Raw genomic sequence first — 17,477 nt, 5'->3', positions numbered from 1 at the left:
CTAGTCTTCGCCCCTGAGCTGGTCGACGACGCCCTGGCTCATGTAGGGATGGCCCGCTTCGTTCAGAGCCCGGTCCAGAGCCTCGATCGCGACAAGGATCTTCGTGAGTTCCTCCGCCATTTCGACGGACGGAAGCGGTGCCTCAGACAGTTGCCTTGCCATTTCCCTGCGACGCTTCACGAGGCTCTCCCGTGCAGCATTCAACTCACTGATCTCTTCCGAGGTCATAGGCTCCTCACGCTGAAAGACATTTCCAAGGATAAGTCTTGCGGGCGCGATCCGTTCGCGGATGAACGGATCGCCATCGCCTGTCTCACTGTTCGAGCCGGGCCAGAAGGTCAAGAATATGCCTCTCCCTTTCGCCGGCCTGATCCTCCGAGACCGCGAGGACAAGCCGCTCCCCGCCCCAGCGAAGCACTCCTTGGGCATCTGCAATCGCATCCTGCACAGGCAGTTTCTCCGCAGCTCCCGGCCTGAAGCTAAGGGCAATTGCTTGAGGCCCTGCATCAATGCGGGCAATACCTAACCGCCGGCAGATCTGCTTCATACCCTTGAGGCGCAAAAGATTTCCCAAAGCTTCCGGGAGTGACCCAAAGCGATCCTCAATTTCCTCCTCTAGATCCTCGATGGACTCAGAGGTATCTATGCGCGCAATGCGGGCGTAGAGGTTGATCCGCACCTCGGCCTCGTGAACGTACTCGGCCGGAATGGAGCCTGCCAGGCCGATATTGAGTTCAGGGGTCCAATCGTCCGCGTAGGTCTCCTCACGGAGTGCGCGCTTGAGCAGGTGCTGGTACAAATCCGCTCCGATGAGCTTGATGTGCCCCGCCTGCTCCTCGCCCAGAAGCGCGCCGGCTCCACGCTGATCGAGATCCTGCGCGCTGATGGCGAATCCGGCTCCAAGCCGGTCGAGAGCCTCCAGCGTGCGCAGGCGCTTCTCCGTCGCTTTCGGCAGCTCCTGCCCTGGCTCCGTCAGCAGATAGGTGGTGCCACGGATGCGACCGCGTCCCACGCGCCCACGAAGCTGGTGGAGCTGCGACAGGCCGAAGCGATCCGCCCGCCATACCAGCATGGTATTGGCACGAGGAACATCGAGGCCGCTCTCGATGATGTTGGTAGCAAGCAGGATGTCGCCTTCACCATCCGCGAAGCGCACCATCACGTCGTCCGTCTCGGCCGGCGGCATTTGTCCATGCGCAACAAAGACCCTTAACTCAGGCACGATCTTCGCAAGCTTCTCCCGCATCGGCTCAATGTCCTCCACACGGGAGCAGACCACAAAGCTCTGCCCGCGACGGCGACGTTCGCGCATGAGAGCCTGCCGAACGGTCGCAGGATCGAAATCCGTCAGGAAGGTCCGAATAGGCTGGCGCCGGGCCGGAGGCGTCGCGATGATGCTCAGTTCCTGCAAACCTACCAGGGCCGATTGCAATGTGCGTGGAATGGGCGTTGCGGTCAGCGTCAGCACATGCCCGCGTGAGGCCATCGCCCGGAGCTTCGATTTATGAGAAGCACCGAATCTCTGCTCCTCGTCGATGATGACAAGACCAAGATCCTTGAAGGCTACGCCCTTGGCAGCCAGGGCATGCGTGCCGATTACGATCCGCACGGACCCATCGGCTAATCCCTTCCTCACGGCACGCGCCTCGGACGCCGTCACTAGGCGCGACAGATGCGCGACTTCGATGCCGAGGCCTGCAAAGCGCCTCTGGAAGCTGCGCACGTGTTGACGCGCCAGTACCGTTGTAGGCGCGATCACAGCGACCTGCTTGCCCGATAACGCTGTGGCTGCCGCGGCACGCAGGGCAACTTCGGTCTTGCCGAACCCGACATCTCCGCAAACTAACCGGTCCATGGGATGTCCCGAGGCCAAGTCTTCGAGGACGTCCCCAATGGCACGCAGCTGATCCGGTGTCTCGGAGAAGGGAAAGCGTGCCACGAAACGTTCGTACTCGCGTCCTGGAGGGACGAGCGGATCCAGCTTCACGGCTTCACGAGCTTTGACCAGCTTGCTCAGACGTTCGGCTGTTTCCCGTGCCTCGGCCTCGATGGCGGCCAGCTTCGCGGCCCACGCATCGCTCTTCAGCTTGTCGAGTTGCAGCGCCTCGGACATGCGACCATATCGCCACACACGCTCCATATCCGTTGCAGGGATCATGAGGGTCGTGTCGCCCGCATAGGTCAGCCGGATGGTGTCGCTCGCTCCCTGATCGCCCGCGCTGATGGTTTCGGTTCCCTCGAGAAGCCCGAGCCCATGATCGACGTGGATGACCGCATCGCCGATCTGAAACTGCATGTCAGTGAACTGATGGGCAGCAGACCTGATCTCTTGACCAAGGGCGCTCGACGCGCGGCTCCCCAGAACATCGGAGGCCGTTATGACAGCAATCCCATGACGGTCGTCGACGAACCCGCTTCTGATATCAGCCTGAAGGGTGAACGATCCCTTTGGCGGCCCGGCGACGGCGTCGCTCCAACGCTCGATCATAGTTGGGCTGAGTTGCAGGGATGCAACCCGTCGTCTCATGCGGTTTAGGTATTCCTTCGTGGCAGCCACGAGAACGAGTTTGCGATTGCTGCGCTGCTGTGCCTCGATGAAACTTGCAAGCGCACGCGCAGGCTTTGCTGCAGCGGCAAAGCGCGGAACAGCGCTCTGTTTCGCCTCTTCCTCTGATGCGGCATGGATGAGAGTAAGGCGGCGCTCACATAGAATTTTTTGCCACTCGTCATCTCTGATGAACAGCCGCTCGGGAGCTACAGCAGAACCACTGCCGCCTCCCTCAGCCCGCAACGACATGCGGCTTTCGTAGGCATCGGCAACCTGCTCCATGACCAGTCGGCGCCGTTCCTCCGCTCCGGAGGCTATCACAATGGGAGCCTCTGACCAGTAATCGAAAATCGTTTCGAGAGATGCGTAATGCTCCGGCAGCCGATGCTCCATTCCATCGAGGCGTTCCGACATGGAACCATCGTCCGCTCTCTCGAGCAGGACTTCGGAAGCGGGATCGAGAAGAAGTCTTTCGATCTCCGCCTCAGTCCGTTGCGAAACGGGATCGTAGGAGCGGATGGCGAGGATGGTTTGCCCGTCGTGCTCGATCCGATAGGGCAAGGGGCTGCTTGCCGGAAAGATATCGATCACCTGTCCGCGGATGGCGGCCTCGCCTGGCTCATCCACCCTCTCATCCAGGATGTATCCTGCACGCAGGAGGTAGAATTCCAGATCATCCTGCGAGGAGGCTTCGCCTGTCTTCAGATGGAAGCAGGCCCGATTCCAGATGCTTCGCGGCGGCACACGCTGCATGATGGCGGCGCTGCTCGCGATCAGCAGCCGCGCGCCTTTCGCCGGCTCGCTCATACGCCGCAGGACGGACATGCGCCGCCCCATAGCGTCGCGCGAGGGCGAGGTATTGTCATAGGGAAGACAATCCCATGGCGGCAAGAGACAAACGTCCAGATCCGGAGCCAGACTATTCAAGGCCTGAGCCATCTGTTCGGCTCGGTTCTCACCTTCCGACAGGTAGATGAGCTGCCCCTGATCCGCCTCGGAAACCTGCTCGATCAGGCGAACTGCATGAAGCCCGATGGATGGCGGCAAGGTGAGATCGATCCGCCGGATGTCCTGGGAGGGGGCAGGCTTCACGTGCATGAAGGAACTCGTACGGCGAGAGGGCTGAGGCGGGGACAACGCACGGGCACTAGGGCCAGTTGCAGACCGCTCTGCTCTCGCCTGGAGCAGCATTTTGTAAACCATCCTCGGCCATAGTTCCCCTATGACCTATCGGAATGCGACACGTCTCACTGTCAGCCTAAGCCTGATCCTTCTTTCGTGCTCAACATTGAGCAGTTTGAACGACGCGTGGGCGGCCCCCGAACCTGTGCCCGCGACCGTCCCAGCTCGTCAGCTGTCGAGCCCGGCTGCGCCCTTGACGGAGCCTGGACTGCGACAGAAAGCTGCAGTTCCGCCGGTCGCCAAGCTCGGCCCGCCGGCATCTCCACCAAAGGTTCCGCTGGCGACGATTTCACAGGATGCCCGCCCGACCCTGGATGCCAACACCTTCATCAACACGATGCGAGCTGCTTGGACCTACAAGAGCATTGCCGAAGCCGGAGGCTGGCCCTCGCTCCCTGACGGGACAGTCATGAAAGCTGGCGACAAGGGCCCGCTCGTTCCTGTTCTCCGGCAACGTCTCACGGCCGAAGGAGACCTTTCTTCAGAACTCGCGAGCGGCACCATTTTCGACGCTGCCCTCACCGCTGCGGTCAAGCGGTTCCAGGCACGGCACGGCCTCCCGGAGTCAGGTGCCGTACGAGCAAGGACATTGGAGGCGCTCAACGTTTCGGCGGCAACGCGCCATCGCCAGCTCACCGCATCCGCACAGCGGCTGGCGGGTTCCACCTTCTCCTTCGGCGACCGGTATGTGGTGGTCAACATTCCTTCGGCCGCTGTCGAGGCTGTCGAGCAGGGCCAAGTCGTCCGGCGTTACGTCGCTATCGTCGGCAAGGTCGACAGACCCTCGCCCAGTGTCGAAACTCGCGTCACGGCGGTCAACCTCAATCCGACCTGGACGGTGCCGGTCTCGCTGATCAAGAAGGATATCATTCCCCATGTTCGCAAGGATCCGGATTACCTGCAGAAAATGAAGATCCGCATCCTGGATGCGAAAGGACAGGAGGTCGACCCGAAGGCGATTGACTGGTCGACGCAGAACGCCGTCAACTACACTCTTCGGCAGGATCCGGGCGCAATCAATTCGCTTGGTCAGATCCGCATCGACATGCCGAACAAGCATGCGGTCTATATGCACGACACGCCCAAGAAGCAGCTTTTCGCGCAGGACATCCGCTTCCATTCCTCGGGCTGCGTTCGTGTTGCCGATGTGGGTGACTTTGCCGAGTGGCTGTTGCGCGGCACGAACGGCCCTTCAGGTCCATGGACGAAAGCAGGCATTGATACAGCGATCGTCAGCACGGCGCGTCAGGATATCCGACTCGACAGACCCGTTCCGGTCGCGTGGGTTTATCTGACGGGGTACGCAACGGCCGATGGCACAGTCCATTTCCGGAACGATGTGTATGGACTCGATATGCCGAGAAACGAGCCTGCTCCTGAACCGGAGGCTGTCGACGTGCCGGCGACTGCATCCATTAAAACCAAACGCCTGTGAGATCCTCGAAGCGCAAGGAACCTAATTTCTCACAAGCTCTTTCTGCGCAACAGTCGCCCGGACGATGGCACGTTCATGCGGGCCTTGCGCCATTCGAATACAACATCCTGAAGCCTGTCGATGGCCGCCATGGCTTGGGCACGTGAAGCCGCGATCACGGCAGGATCGCGCAAAGCAAAACGATCTGTGTCTTGAGCAAGCCGCCTGCAGCGGTCCTCTACGAGACGCCTCGCCTCATGCAGGCGTGGATACGGAGTTCCGGCGTCTGTCATCTCATCACAGAAGCGTAGAACATCGCGCGCGAGATTCTCACCTGAATACAGGCCCGAATAGTTATCGATCATGCTGCGGATGTAACCGATCGAATAACGAATTTCTTGTCTTAATACCGTGTCGCTGCTCATCGCGCTTCCCCGGACATGGAGTTGCATTCCTGCCTGCATGGGCGATGAAGTGGGTTATGCCCCACCGATCTCTAAAAAGGTGTTAGCCCGGCTTTCCGGTCTGGCGTTCAGAAGGCGTGCCAACCGGCGGCAACACGGGCTGAGGGCTGCGCTCCGTCATAGTGAGTTGGGAGAACAAGATTTTTTCAAGGATGGGACCTGCAACGATCCCGGCAACAAACGCAAATGCCGCTACGATCAAGCCTATCCGGCCGCAAAGACTCAGCACATCTCTCAATGCCATAGACCCGCCTCCCGCTTGCTTAGTTGGGTAAAGCTTAGGAGACGACGCGCGGGCCGCCAATAGACTAAAGCATAGGATCCCGCGAACACCGGATGCAGATGCTTGAGCAATTCGTTCGAACATCCGGCAACCAAAGCGGTTTCAGTCTCGGGATCCTTGCGAAAAAAATTTCAGACCGGATACGAACCGGGCCGCTGCTAGCGATATTTGAAACATTATACCGAACAATTCTCTTGCAGATTCGGCCCGGCGATTCTGATAGGCCTGCTTAACCACACAGTGGATGTGAAGCATCATTGCCTTGGCTGATCCGTTGAACAATTCAGCCTTGTTGGACTTGATCATGGATTGAACGAGATTGCCAGGATGCCCTACTCGCCTTCCTTTTCGGCTTCAAAGCATCACGAGGCACTTGGTCCCTCCTTCTACGATGCTGTCGAACCGGCAAGCTTTCCGCGGCACATTCTGCGCTATCGCAACCAGCGCTGGGCAGCGCGTGTTGGTCTCGACACTCTGACCGATCAGGAATGGGTCGACCATTTTGGCCATTTCAACCCATTGCCTGGCAGCTTCGAGACACCGCTGGCCCTGCGCTATCACGGTCACCAGTTCCGAACCTACAATCCCCATCTCGGCGACGGGCGCGGCTTTCTCTTCGCTCAGCTTAAGGACGCTGAAGACGGACGGCTTCTCGACCTTGCAACCAAGGGAAGCGGTCAGACCCCGTGGTCGCGCCATGCGGATGGCAGGCTCACGCTCAAGGGCGGGGTGCGGGAGATCCTGGCAACCGAGATGCTGGAGGCACTCGGCGTCGAGACCTCCAAAACCTTCAGCCTGATCGAGACGGGCGAGGAACTCGACAGAGGCGATGAACCGTCCCCGACCCGGTCATCTGTCCTGGTTCGCCTCAGCCATTCCCACATCCGCATCGGAACGTTCCAGCGCTTTCTCTACCTCAACGAAGCCGACAATCTCCGCAAGCTTCTCGACCATTCCGTTCGAACCTACTTACCCGAGGCTTGGCGCGACGAGGAGTCTGCCCGTGCGGCCGCTTTTCTCGAGCAGGTCTGCCGACGCGTTGCCCGCATGGGGGCGCGATGGATGGCCGCAGGTTTCGTGCATGGTGTGCTCAACACCGACAACATCAATGTCACCGGAGAGAGCTTCGATTACGGACCCTGGCGCTTTCTGCCTCATTACGATCCGGGCTTCACGGCTGCCTATTTCGACGAGACCGGCCTCTATGCCTTCGGAAGGCAGCCCGACGCGCTGCTCTGGAACCTCTATCGTTTGGCGGAGTGCCTGCTTCCCCTGGCTCCGCAGGATTTGCTTGAGCAGGCGCTCGCCTGTTTCGAGCCCGCACTCCACCGCGAGTTCGCGCACGCGATCCTGCGCCGTCTCGGGCTCCAGTCCAGAGGCTACGAGCATGACGGGGCTTTGGCCAAGGCCCTCTGGACCTTCCTTCATGAGACCCGCGCCCCGTTCGAGCAGACGTTTTTCGACTGGTATGGAGGCCTCCTAAGCAGCCAACGTGCAGAGAAGAGCAGTTCGGCAGGCTTCTATGCGCATGAGTCCTTCCAGGCTTTCAGGACCGTCCTTAGCGACTTTTCGCCCTCGCTTGGCAGCAATCACAAGCATCCTTACTTCGAGCGGCCGACGCCCTGCACCATGCTGATCGATGACGTGGAGGCAATCTGGGCTCCCATTGCCGCTGAAGACGACTGGTCGCTCTTCAGTGCCAAGCTTGATGACGTCCGCACCATGGCAGCGGCCTACCGGGCCGAGTGATCCTTCCAGAATATTATCCTTCAATCTTGAGCCTACTCTTTATGGCCAAGCTACAATTACGCATAACTTATCTATATCAGCACCAATCAGAGCCATTTAAGCCTAGCATACCGTAGAGCGCAGGAAAGTTCCCCTTCTGGAGAGGTTAGAATTTTATCAGACCTCAGGAACGTTATCCATATACATGCGTCTATTAGCCAAGCAGGCTGTCTTTTAGGCAGCTACACATCAAAATCGGCTAACTCTGTAGGTGAACACATGAAGTGCTCGCACGCTATTGCTTTGTCTGGCGCAGCCCTCTTCCTCGCTATCGGCTCCCCGGCCTCTGCCCAGAGCTTTGGGCCTGGACCGCAATGCATCCCGGCTGTCGCCAATCCATCCATGTACGGCAACTGCCGGCTTCAGATCGTACAGGGTCAGGAAGTCTGCCGTTGCGCCATCCGTCCTCAGGCCCTGCGCAGAATGGATGATCGTACCAGTGAACGGAATCAGACCGATGCTGTGACCGGCTCGATCGGCCGCAACCCGGCCGCCGCTCCCGGCGGTGTTAATGACGGACGTGGCCCTGGTCGCGGCGGTGCTGTTGCGGATCGCGGCAATTCGGGAAATGGCGGCACCGGCAGCAATGGCGGCGCCGGCAGCAATGGCGGCACGGGCAGCAATGGCGGCACGGGCAGCAATGGCGGCACGGGTGATGACGGCGGCACCGGCGGAAACGGTGGCACTGGCGGTAACGGCGGCACTGGTGGTAACGGCGGCACGGGCGGAAACGGTGGTTCCGGCGGCAATGGCGGCACGGGTGGCAACGGCGGTTCCGGCAACGGAAATGGCGGCCACGGCGGTGGCAATGGCAACAACGGCCACGGCAATGACCCTGACGGAAACGACTCGTCGAACCCAGGCAACTCCAACAATGGTGACGGCACCGATGCAGACGGACCTGCCGGCAACGGTGGTGGAAACGGCAACGGGAACGGCGGTGGCAAAGGAAACGGCAATGGCAACAACGGCCACGGCAATGATCCTGACGGAAACGACTCGTCCAACCCGGGCGGCTCGAACAACGGCGACGGCACCGATGCAGATGGCCCGGCCGGCGGCGGCAATGGCGGCGGCAACGGAAATGGCCGCGGCGGTAAGGACTAAAGCCGTCTAGCGACTAAAGCACAGAGCCCGTGGCTGCCTTCGCAGCCACGGGCTTTTTCTGTTGGACCAGTGTCACCAGGAAACGTTGGGTGAACGACGTTTCTGAGGCAGGAATGGAAGAGCTAGGCCAGAGCTGCCTCACAGGCACGCTCATATACATCCTGATACCGGGAAGCCGAACGGTCCCAACCGTGGGGCCTGTTCATCGCGGCCCGGCGCATGGTCAGGAGACGGGATCTCGAGCGGAACGTGTCGAGTCCCCGCCTGATCGCGTCCTTGAACCGGTTCAGTGAGGGCTCGCCGAACAGGAACCCGGTGACACCGTCCTCGATCGTATCGGCTAGCCCACCAGTCTTATGCGCGATGGGCAACGAGCCGAAACGCTGCGCATACATCTGGCTGAGGCCGCAGGGCTCGAACCGGGAGGGCATGAGCAGAAAATCGCTGCCCGCATACATGCGACGGGCATCGCCTTCATCATAGCCGATTTTGACGCCGACGGAGCCAGGATGGCGGCTCGACAGGGCTTGCAGCTCGGACTCGAAGCGAGCCTCGCCCTGACCGATGACCGCAATCTGGCCTCCTTGGGAAACGATGGTTTCCGCCGCCGAGATGGCGAGGTCGACGCCTTTCTGATGCACGAGGCGCGACACCACGGCAAAGAGCGGCCCGGAGGATACATCGAGTCCGAAGCTCCTGCGCACATTGTTGGCGTTGGCGCGCTTGCCTCTGAAGTTCTCGGCAGAAAATCGGCTGACGAGGTAAGGATCAGTGCTCGGGTCCCAGCTTGCATCGATGCCGTTGATGATGCCGTCGAGACGCCCTTCCTCGGCGCGGGTCCTGAGAAGACCATCGAGACCGCAACCGAACTCCGGCTGTGTGATCTCATCGGCGTAGGTGGAGCTTACGGTCGTGATATGCGACGAATAATAGATGCCTGCCTTCAGGAACGAAAGCTTGCCGTAAAACTCAACGCCGTTGATCTGAAATGCAGCATCCGGAATGCCCAGGTGCGCCAAGCGATTACGGTCGAAATTTCCCTGATAGGCGAGATTGTGAATCGTCAGGATCGTCGGAATGCGCTGCCCGCGCCAGGCGAGATAGGCGGATGTGAGCCCTGAAGGCCAGTCATTGAGGTGCAGGAGATCGGCGCGCCATAAAGAATCGCCATTGCCGCAGGCGATATCGGCCGCTGCCAACCCAAGACGTGCAAAGCGAACGTCGTTGTCGGTCCAGTCATTCCCGAAGCTGTCAACATAAGGCGATCCGTCACGGTCATACAGTTCCGGGCACAGGAGCACGTAAACCGTCAGGCCGTCCTGGGTCGTTCCGCGCCCAAGGCCGCAGGCCGGAATGCCGAACGAAGCCGGCAGACGGGCAATCTCTTCCACATCGCCGATCTGCGACAGAACCTGACGGTAGCCTGGAATGAGAATTCGCACATCATAGTGGTGGCGAAGCGCGCGCGGCAAAGCTGCAGACACCTCACCAAGGCCACCAGCCTTTATGTAGTCGGCGATCTCAGATGTGACGAAGAGAATTGACTGACGGCGCTTGATGGAAACGGAAGCTTGGGAGCCGCTTAGAAGTTCGGCATGCGCCAAGGTCGAGACACCTGAAACGGTGTCCAGTTGAGATGAGTCCAGCATGTTAGCTCAGAGGCGCGATCCCCATCGACTCCCCGCGCCATAGGCAGTCGGGCTTTTAACTCACTGACCCCAGTTCTGGTTCCACAGGATTTTTGGAAAATTTCTGACTACCCTTTCAGCCAGCTTGGCTGGACAATGTTGCTCATTTCCCGGCTTGAAGATTCAGCTTGGCTGTTTTTTCTGCTGCCCCGGAACATTGCTCTGCAATGTTCGTTCGCAAGTGCCTCCCCATGCTTTCCGGAGTTCAGATGCGGCGCGTTCACTCCATGCCCTTTGGGGCTGAGATAACTCCCGACGGTATTCGCTTCGCCCTGTGGGCGCCCACCGCCCAGGATGTGCGTCTCGTGCTCGATAGTGCCGAGCTTCCAATGACCGTGAATGACGACGGCTGGTATCGCCTTGTGTCGCAGGAGGCCCAAGTAGGCAGCCGCTACGGTTATAAAATCAACGGCAATCTTGTAGTGCCCGATCCGGCGTCCCGGTTTCAGCCCGATGACGTTCACGGGCTGAGCCTCGTCGTCGATCCCGGAGCATATCAATGGTCGGACACCTCCTGGACAGGAAGGCCATGGGAGGAAACCGTCCTTTACGAGGTCCATGTAGGCACAGCGACAGCGGAGGGCGCCTATGCAGGCCTTATTGCCAAGCTTGAGGATCTGCGCGATCTTGGCATCACGGCTATCGAACTCATGCCTATCGGTGAGTTTCCGGGCCGGAGGAACTGGGGTTATGACGGCGTCCTGCCCTACGCGCCGGATGCGGCCTATGGCGGCCCCGACGACCTGAAGCGTCTCGTCGAACGCGCGCACGCGCACGGTATCATGGTCTTCCTCGATGTGGTCTACAATCACTTTGGACCTTCAGGAAACTATCTTCACGCCTATGCTAAGACCTTCTTCACGGAGCGCCATCCGACGCCCTGGGGAGCAGGCATCAACGTGGATGGAGAAGGCAGCCGCCACGTGCGCGACTTCTTCTTCCACAATGCGCTCTACTGGCTGGAGGAATTTCATATCGATGGCCTTCGCTTCGATGCCGTCCATGCCATCGTGGATGACGGCAAGCCGCATTTCATCGAAGATCTGGCAAACAGAATTCGTGAAGCCATTCCTGACCGGCACGTTCATCTCGTGCTCGAGAATGAAGCCAACCAGGCGCGCTGGCTCGGGCGCGATGCTGACGGACAACCGAAGCTCCACACGGCGCAATGGGCTGATGACATCCACAATTCATGGCATGCCCTCCTGACCGGAGAGAACGAAGGCTATTACGAGGATTATGCCAACCGACCGCTCGAGCATCTCGGACGGGCGCTGGCAGAAGGTTTCGCCTATCAGGGCGATCCGTCTCCGCATAAGGATGGCGTTGTGCGCGGCGAGCCCTCGGGGCATCTCACTCCGGCGGCCTTCGTGTCCTTCCTCCAGAACCACGATCAGGTGGGCAATCGCGCCTTCGGCGAACGCCTGTCGCATCTGATCCCGCCCGAGCGCCTGGCTCTCGCGCAAGGCGTCTTTCTCCTGTCGCCGCACATCCCGCTGATCTTCATGGGCGAGGAATGGGCCGCGTCGACGCCGTTCCAGTTCTTCGTCGATTTCGAGGGCGAACCGGATCTGGCCAAGGCCGTGCGCGAAGGACGACGCGGCGAGTTCAAGCGCTTCAAGGCCTTTGCGGATCCGGAAATGTCGCAGCGCATTCCCGACCCAACGGATCGCGCGACCTTCGAGCGATCCAGGATCGATTGGTCGGAGACTGCGCGACCACCCCATCAAGAGGTTCTCGCCCGGACCCGTCACCTGCTTAACTTGAGGCAAGCGGAGATCGTGCCTCTCCTGAAGAGTCAGTATCGCGGCTCGGATTATACGATCTCACTCGAGAAAGCTCTCGACGTGACGTGGACCTTTTCAGCCGGCACGCTCCGCCTGCTGGCGAATTTTGGCGACGGGATTGTGAGCGGGACTACCAATGAAAATATGCGCGCACTCTGGTCGAGTGAAGGGGCAGAGATTACGGATGAGAGCCTTCAGCTTCCGCCGTGGTCGGCCATCATCATGAAGGGGCCATCCGCATGAGCAAGCTGGACGCTCTGCTGGAGCGGATGGCCGCGCTCGTCGGCATTTCCCAGGAATACAGCGATGCCTTCGGCAAAAGAGTCGAGACGAGTTCCGAAACCCGCAAAGCCCTGCTCGCCGCTCTCGGGCTCGACGTCGCATCGGCGAAGGGCGCGCAGGAGAGTCTCGAACGACTGGAGCGGCTGAAGGCAGGCCCGGTGCCTGCGGTCATGACTGTGGAAGCCGGAGCGCCTGCGAAGATCAAGCTGCGCAGCGCTGCCGGAGCCTCGGCGTGGAATCTGACCGAGGAGGACGGGACCAGCCACGAGGGCCGGCTCACCAAAGCCAGCCGCACGCTTGATCTCCCTTCCCTCCCCATGGGCTACCACCAACTTCGGCTAGGCGACCTGGAGGCGACCATCATCGCCGCCCCTCGGAGGTGCTGGGAGCCCGAGGCCCTGAAGGGCGACGCAAGGCTTTGGGGGCTGACCGCACAGGTCTATTCCCTGCGCTCGGAGCGTGACCTCGGGATCGGCGACTACTCGGACGTGGCTCTTACCGCAGAGAGCGTCGGCCTTTTCGGCGGAGCGTTCCTGGGTCTCAGCCCAGTTCATGCGCTGTTCGCAGCCGACCGCTCCAAGATCTCCCCCTATTCGCCATCCTCACGCCTGTTCCTCGAGTCTCTCTACATCGACCCGACAATTGTCGATGGTTTCGCCGAGAGCAGCGCGCAGCAGTTGCTTCAGGGTACGGACGTGCAGCAGCGTCTCACCAAGATGCGTAACGCTCAGCTCATCGATTATGCGGAAGTATGGGCCATCAAGCGCCCCGTTCTCAACGCTCTCTGGTCCTGGTTCCAGATCTCTGGCGACAACACAGCCTTTGAGACGTTCCGCCGTGAGGGCGGCGAAGCCCTGGAGGCGCACGCCACCTTCGAGGCGCTCTCGGAGCATTTCCGAGCGCAAGGGCGCTTCTGGTCCGGTGAGTGGCCCGAAGCCTTCCGATCGGTACATTCGGACGAGGTCAGTCGCTTCCGATTGCAAGAAGCGGAACGTGTCGCCTTCCACGCATGGCTGCAATGGCTCGCCGACCGGCAGTTGGGCCAAGCGGCCGAACGGGCCCGCGCTGCCGGACTTCCCATCGGGCTCTATCGCGACCTCGCCGTCGGATCGGATGGCGGCGGATCCGAGATCTGGTCGACGCCGGAGCGTTATGCTCCCGGGCTGTCCATCGGCGCGCCGCCCGATCCGCTCGGGCCACAGGGACAAGACTGGGGCCTGCCGCCCTTCAACCCGCTCACCCTCGAGGAGCAGGGGCTGGCCGCCTTCCGCGATCTCGTCACGGCGAACATGCGCCATGCCGGCGCGATCCGCATCGATCACGCCTTCCAGCTTCAGCGCCTCTTCCTGATCCCGTCCGGCGCTCCCGCGTCGCAGGGGGCCTACGTCGATTACCCGTTCGAGGCTATGCTGGCGGTGCTGCGCATCGAGAGCCACCGTGCCCGCTGCCTCGTGATCGCGGAAGATCTCGGCACGGCACCGGAAGGCTTTTCCGATGCCATCATGGAATCGGGTGTCCTCAGCTACCGAGTCCTGCCCTTCGAGCGGGATGGATCCGCCTTCAAGAAGCCGGATCAATATCCCCGCCCGGCCCTCGCGGTGATCACCACCCACGACCTGCCGACCTTCACCGGTTGGTGGCGCGGCCTCGATGTCGACCTGCGCCAGACGCTCGGCATTTTCGACCCGAAGACTTCCGACCGCGAGCGTGCCGCGCGCAAGACTGACAAGAGCCACTTCGCTGAGGCGCTCGCGGCGGAAGAGCTCCTGGCTTCAACGCATGTGCCGGAAGAACCGCCTCTGGAGGCAACCATCCGCTATCTCGCCCGCACCTCGTCCGTGCTCACGGCCGTGCAGATCGAGGATGCATCCGGCGAGCTGAACCAGCCCAATATGCCCGGCATGGATGTCGGCCATCCCAACTGGCGCCGCAGGCTGTCGAACACTATCGAGGATATCGCCTCCCCCGGCAGCCTGATGGCAAGGCTCGCCGTGGCTCTCGCCGAAGAGGGGCGGGACGTGCGCGCCCGCAAGAGCATCCTCGCCGCGCCGCCGCCCCGCGCCACCTACCGCCTGCAGTTTCACAAGGACTTCACGTTCGACGATGCCGTGAAGATCGTGCCTTATCTGGCGAAACTCGGCATCAGCCATGTCTATTCCTCGCCCATTCAGGCCGCCGCCCCTGGATCCACGCACGGCTATGACATCGTCGATCATTCCGTGATCAATCCGGAACTCGGCGGCGAAGACGGGTTCCGCCGCTTCTCTGAGGCCTTGAGCGAGCACGGCCTCAAGCTCGTGCTCGACATCGTGCCGAACCACATGGGTGTCGGCGGCCAGTCCAACGGCTGGTGGCTCTCTGTGCTGGAATGGGGGCGCCTCTCCCCCGTTGCCGACGCTTTCGACATCGACTGGGAGCGTCCCGGAGCCGACGGCAAGCTGATCATACCGTCCCTGGGCAGTCTCTATGGCGATGTTCTCGAACGAGGCGAGCTGCAGCTGAAATTCGACCCTGAGGATGGCTCCTTCAGCGTGTGGCATTGGGAGCATCGCTTCCCGGTTTGTCCGACGACCTATCCCGAGATCCTGGACCGTGCGCTGGCGTCGCTGAGCAATCCCGCCAAGGCCGGGATGTTGCGGAGCCTGACCGAGCGCCTGCGAGCGATGGGACAGCAGGCTGCTGGCGAGAATGCTTCCTCCCTTCCGCAAGAGGCGGAGGGGCTGAAGCATGATCTCGCACAGGCGGCTGCAGCTTCCCCGGATCTGAGGAGGGCCATCGACAGGGCCATCGCCACCATCAACGGAAGTCCGGACGATCTGGGGAGCTTCGATGCCCTGCACCGCCTCCTGGAGGCGCAAACCTACCGCCTCGCCTTCTGGCGGGTGGCATCGAGCGATATCAACTACCGCCGGTTCTTCGACATCAACACCCTGGCCGGCATTCGCGTCGAGATCCCGCAGATCTTCGAGAAGGCCCACGAGCTGATCCTCCGTCTCGTGAACGAAGGTCTGGTTCACGGCCTTAGGATCGACCACATCGATGGCCTCGCCGATCCGGAGGGCTATGCTCGCACCCTTCAGGAAAAGGTCGGTCCGGGTTTCTATGTGGTGGTCGAGAAGATTCTCGAGCCCGGCGAAGAGCTGCGCCCCTGGCCCGTTGCCGGAACATCGGGATACGACACGCTCAATCTGATCGACGGCGTGCTGGTAGACACGCGGTCAGGAGAAGCCTTCGAGCGGATCTACCGCGAGGCATCAGGCCTTCAGGGCTCCTATGAGGATCTCCTTAGGCAGGCCAAGGTCGAGATCACCGAGAAGAACTTCGCCAGCGAACTCGAGGCCTTGGTCTCCGACATCAAGGCTGTCGCCGATGCCAGCCGCCGCACACGCGACTACACGACGTTTGCCCTGCGCCAAGCGCTGGTGGATATCGTTGCCGCCTTCCCTGTCTATCGCAGCTATCTGAAGGACGGCGAGCCCGCCGCCGAGGACGTGCGTCTGATCGAGGAGACGATCGAGGCCGCCAAGACCTCCAGCACCCTCCCTGATACGACCGTGCATGACTTCATCGCCTCTATGCTTCTCGGGCGGATGCCGTCCGGCGGCCCTGACGACGTACGCCGTTTCCGCCGCCGTTTCCAGCAGCTCACCGGTCCCATCATGGCCAAAAGCCTGGAGGACACGCTCTTCTATCGCTATGGGCGCCTGATCGCCTTGAACGAGGTCGGCGGCGACCCCGGACATTTCGGCCTGGCGCCGGACGCCTTTCATCAGGCGAACGTTAACCGTGCCCGGAACTGGCCTCATGCCATGATCGCCACCGCCACGCACGACACCAAGCGCGGCGAGGATGCGCGCGCCCGTCTTCTAGCTCTCTCCGAGTTGCCTGAAGAATGGGCGGCCGTCCTCGGTCTTTGGAAGGAGCTGGCATCCTCTCACCTGTCGGAGATCGGCGGTGTTCCTGCGCCGGATGCCAACGATCAGGTGATCCTGCTCCAGGCCCTCCTCGGTGCGTGGCCCCTGGAGCTTCTGGAGAAGGCTGATCGCAAGAATCTGACGTCGTTCCACGAACGGATGGAGGGCTACCTCACCAAAGCGCTCCGTGAAGCCAAGCGGCACACAAGCTGGGTTGCTCCGAATAAAGCTTATGAGGACGCGGCTCTTGCGCTCCTGAAAGCCGTGCTCGCCCCGAAGAGCCCTTTCCTGGAACGCTTCGGCGGCTTGGTCCGGCGCCTCTCCACGTTGGGCATGTTGAACGGGTTGACCCGCACGGTTCTCAAGCTGACGCTGCCCGGGGTGCCCGACATTTATCAAGGCACGGAATTCTGGGATTTCTCGCTAGTCGATCCAGACAACCGGCGTCCGGTGGACTACACGGCCCGCGCAAAGGCTCTGGAGAAGAGCGACGCCCTCACGTCTCTGATGAGCAACTGGACTGACGGGCGGATCAAGCAGCGGATCATCGCTGCCATGCTGCGCGACAGGATCCAATCACCGATGCTCTATGCAGAAGGCGACTATCGGGCGCTGGAAGTCGAAGGTATTCATGCGGACCATCTTCTGGCCTATGTCAGACGACACGGCACCGATGCTCTTGCCATCGTCGTTCCACGGCTGTGGGCAGGCTTGATGAAGAGCAATGCCCCATCCGCCGATGCCGCAATCTGGGGCACCACAAGCATCGAGCTAACCCAAGGCACCTGGCTGAATGTGATAACAGGAGACGAGATCCTCATTGATCGAAATCGGACAAAAGTCTCCGATCTGATGAAGGAAATTCCCTTTGCCGTCCTCAAGCTGAGGCCCTCTGAAAGTGATGCATGATCGATAGGGAATCCGCCTCCCATATCATCGGGTCTCTTGCTCCCTCACTTTCTCGATCCAGCCTCTTACAACGCTTACTCTCATGCTCGACGGTATGGATGATGGATCAAA

9 protein-coding genes are annotated in these 17,477 nt (G+C 60.9%); 5 read left to right on the top strand and 4 right to left on the bottom strand.

Going from position 1 to position 17,477, the window contains the following annotated elements; translation table 11 throughout:
- Positions 1 to 342 (bottom strand): hypothetical protein, encoded by a 342-nt coding sequence (locus tag VB618_RS13180; protein WP_329797127.1) that lies wholly within the window; start codon positions 340 to 342, stop codon positions 1 to 3.
- Positions 314 to 3,646, bottom strand: a complete 3,333-nt coding sequence (gene mfd / locus VB618_RS13175; RefSeq protein ID WP_329797126.1) for a transcription-repair coupling factor — start codon at positions 3,644 to 3,646, stop codon at positions 314 to 316. Before mfd ends, VB618_RS13180 begins: the two co-directional genes overlap by 29 nt.
- A gap of 277 nt (positions 3,647 to 3,923) precedes the next feature.
- On the opposite strand from mfd, the gene VB618_RS13170 reads away from it, so the two are divergent.
- Positions 3,924 to 5,165 (top strand): L,D-transpeptidase family protein, encoded by a 1,242-nt coding sequence (locus tag VB618_RS13170; protein WP_442931775.1) that lies wholly within the window; start codon positions 3,924 to 3,926, stop codon positions 5,163 to 5,165.
- Positions 5,166 to 5,194: 29 nt separating this feature from the next.
- Here VB618_RS13170 and VB618_RS13165 read toward each other — a convergent pair whose 3' ends face one another.
- Complete coding sequence (locus tag VB618_RS13165) at positions 5,195 to 5,569, bottom strand: hypothetical protein (RefSeq protein ID WP_329797124.1); 375 nt, start codon at positions 5,567 to 5,569, stop codon at positions 5,195 to 5,197.
- 649 nt (positions 5,570 to 6,218) lie between these two features.
- Here VB618_RS13165 and VB618_RS13160 point away from each other — a divergent pair.
- Together VB618_RS13160 and VB618_RS13155 are read left to right on the top strand one after the other, a co-directional pair.
- Positions 6,219 to 7,640 (top strand): protein adenylyltransferase SelO, encoded by a 1,422-nt coding sequence (locus VB618_RS13160; protein WP_329797122.1) that lies wholly within the window; start codon positions 6,219 to 6,221, stop codon positions 7,638 to 7,640.
- A 258-nt stretch (positions 7,641 to 7,898) separates the two neighbouring features.
- The gene (locus VB618_RS13155; RefSeq protein ID WP_329797121.1) at positions 7,899 to 8,786 is read left to right on the top strand and encodes a hypothetical protein; all 888 of its coding nucleotides are present in this window, start codon (positions 7,899 to 7,901) and stop codon (positions 8,784 to 8,786) included.
- A 122-nt stretch (positions 8,787 to 8,908) separates the two neighbouring features.
- Here the strand turns inward: VB618_RS13155 and glgA are convergent, their stop codons facing one another.
- Positions 8,909 to 10,435, bottom strand: coding sequence for a glycogen synthase GlgA (gene glgA / locus VB618_RS13150; protein WP_329797120.1), 1,527 nt, complete (start codon positions 10,433 to 10,435; stop codon positions 8,909 to 8,911).
- 248 nt (positions 10,436 to 10,683) lie between these two features.
- Between glgA and treZ the strand changes: the two genes are divergently transcribed.
- On the top strand, positions 10,684 to 12,504 hold the full coding sequence (gene treZ, locus VB618_RS13145; protein WP_329797119.1) for a malto-oligosyltrehalose trehalohydrolase: 1,821 nt from the start codon (positions 10,684 to 10,686) through the stop codon (positions 12,502 to 12,504).
- On the top strand, positions 12,501 to 17,366 hold the full coding sequence (locus VB618_RS13140) for a malto-oligosyltrehalose synthase (protein WP_329797118.1): 4,866 nt from the start codon (positions 12,501 to 12,503) through the stop codon (positions 17,364 to 17,366). The genes treZ and VB618_RS13140 overlap by 4 nt, the downstream gene beginning before the upstream one ends.
- Positions 17,367 to 17,477 lie beyond the last annotated feature (111 nt).

Source organism: Microvirga sp. CF3062, from assembly GCF_036314045.1.
Lineage (GTDB): Bacteria > Pseudomonadota > Alphaproteobacteria > Rhizobiales > Beijerinckiaceae > Microvirga.
Note: the sequence above shows the minus strand (reverse complement) of the source record. Positions and strands in the feature narration are given on the sequence as shown.

Bases quoted from the DNA above. Each gene is read 5' to 3' on its own strand.
- mfd (WP_329797126.1), bottom strand. From the start codon at position 3,646: ATGCACGTGAAGCCTGCCCCCTCCCAGGACATCCGGCGGATCGATCTC.
- VB618_RS13165 (WP_329797124.1), bottom strand. From the start codon at position 5,569: ATGAGCAGCGACACGGTATTAAGACAAGAAATTCGTTATTCGATCGGT.
- VB618_RS13160 (WP_329797122.1), top strand. From the start codon at position 6,219: ATGCCCTACTCGCCTTCCTTTTCGGCTTCAAAGCATCACGAGGCACTT.
- VB618_RS13155 (WP_329797121.1), top strand. From the start codon at position 7,899: ATGAAGTGCTCGCACGCTATTGCTTTGTCTGGCGCAGCCCTCTTCCTC.
- glgA (WP_329797120.1), bottom strand. From the start codon at position 10,435: ATGCTGGACTCATCTCAACTGGACACCGTTTCAGGTGTCTCGACCTTG.
- treZ (WP_329797119.1), top strand. From the start codon at position 10,684: ATGCGGCGCGTTCACTCCATGCCCTTTGGGGCTGAGATAACTCCCGAC.
- VB618_RS13140 (WP_329797118.1), top strand. From the start codon at position 12,501: ATGAGCAAGCTGGACGCTCTGCTGGAGCGGATGGCCGCGCTCGTCGGC.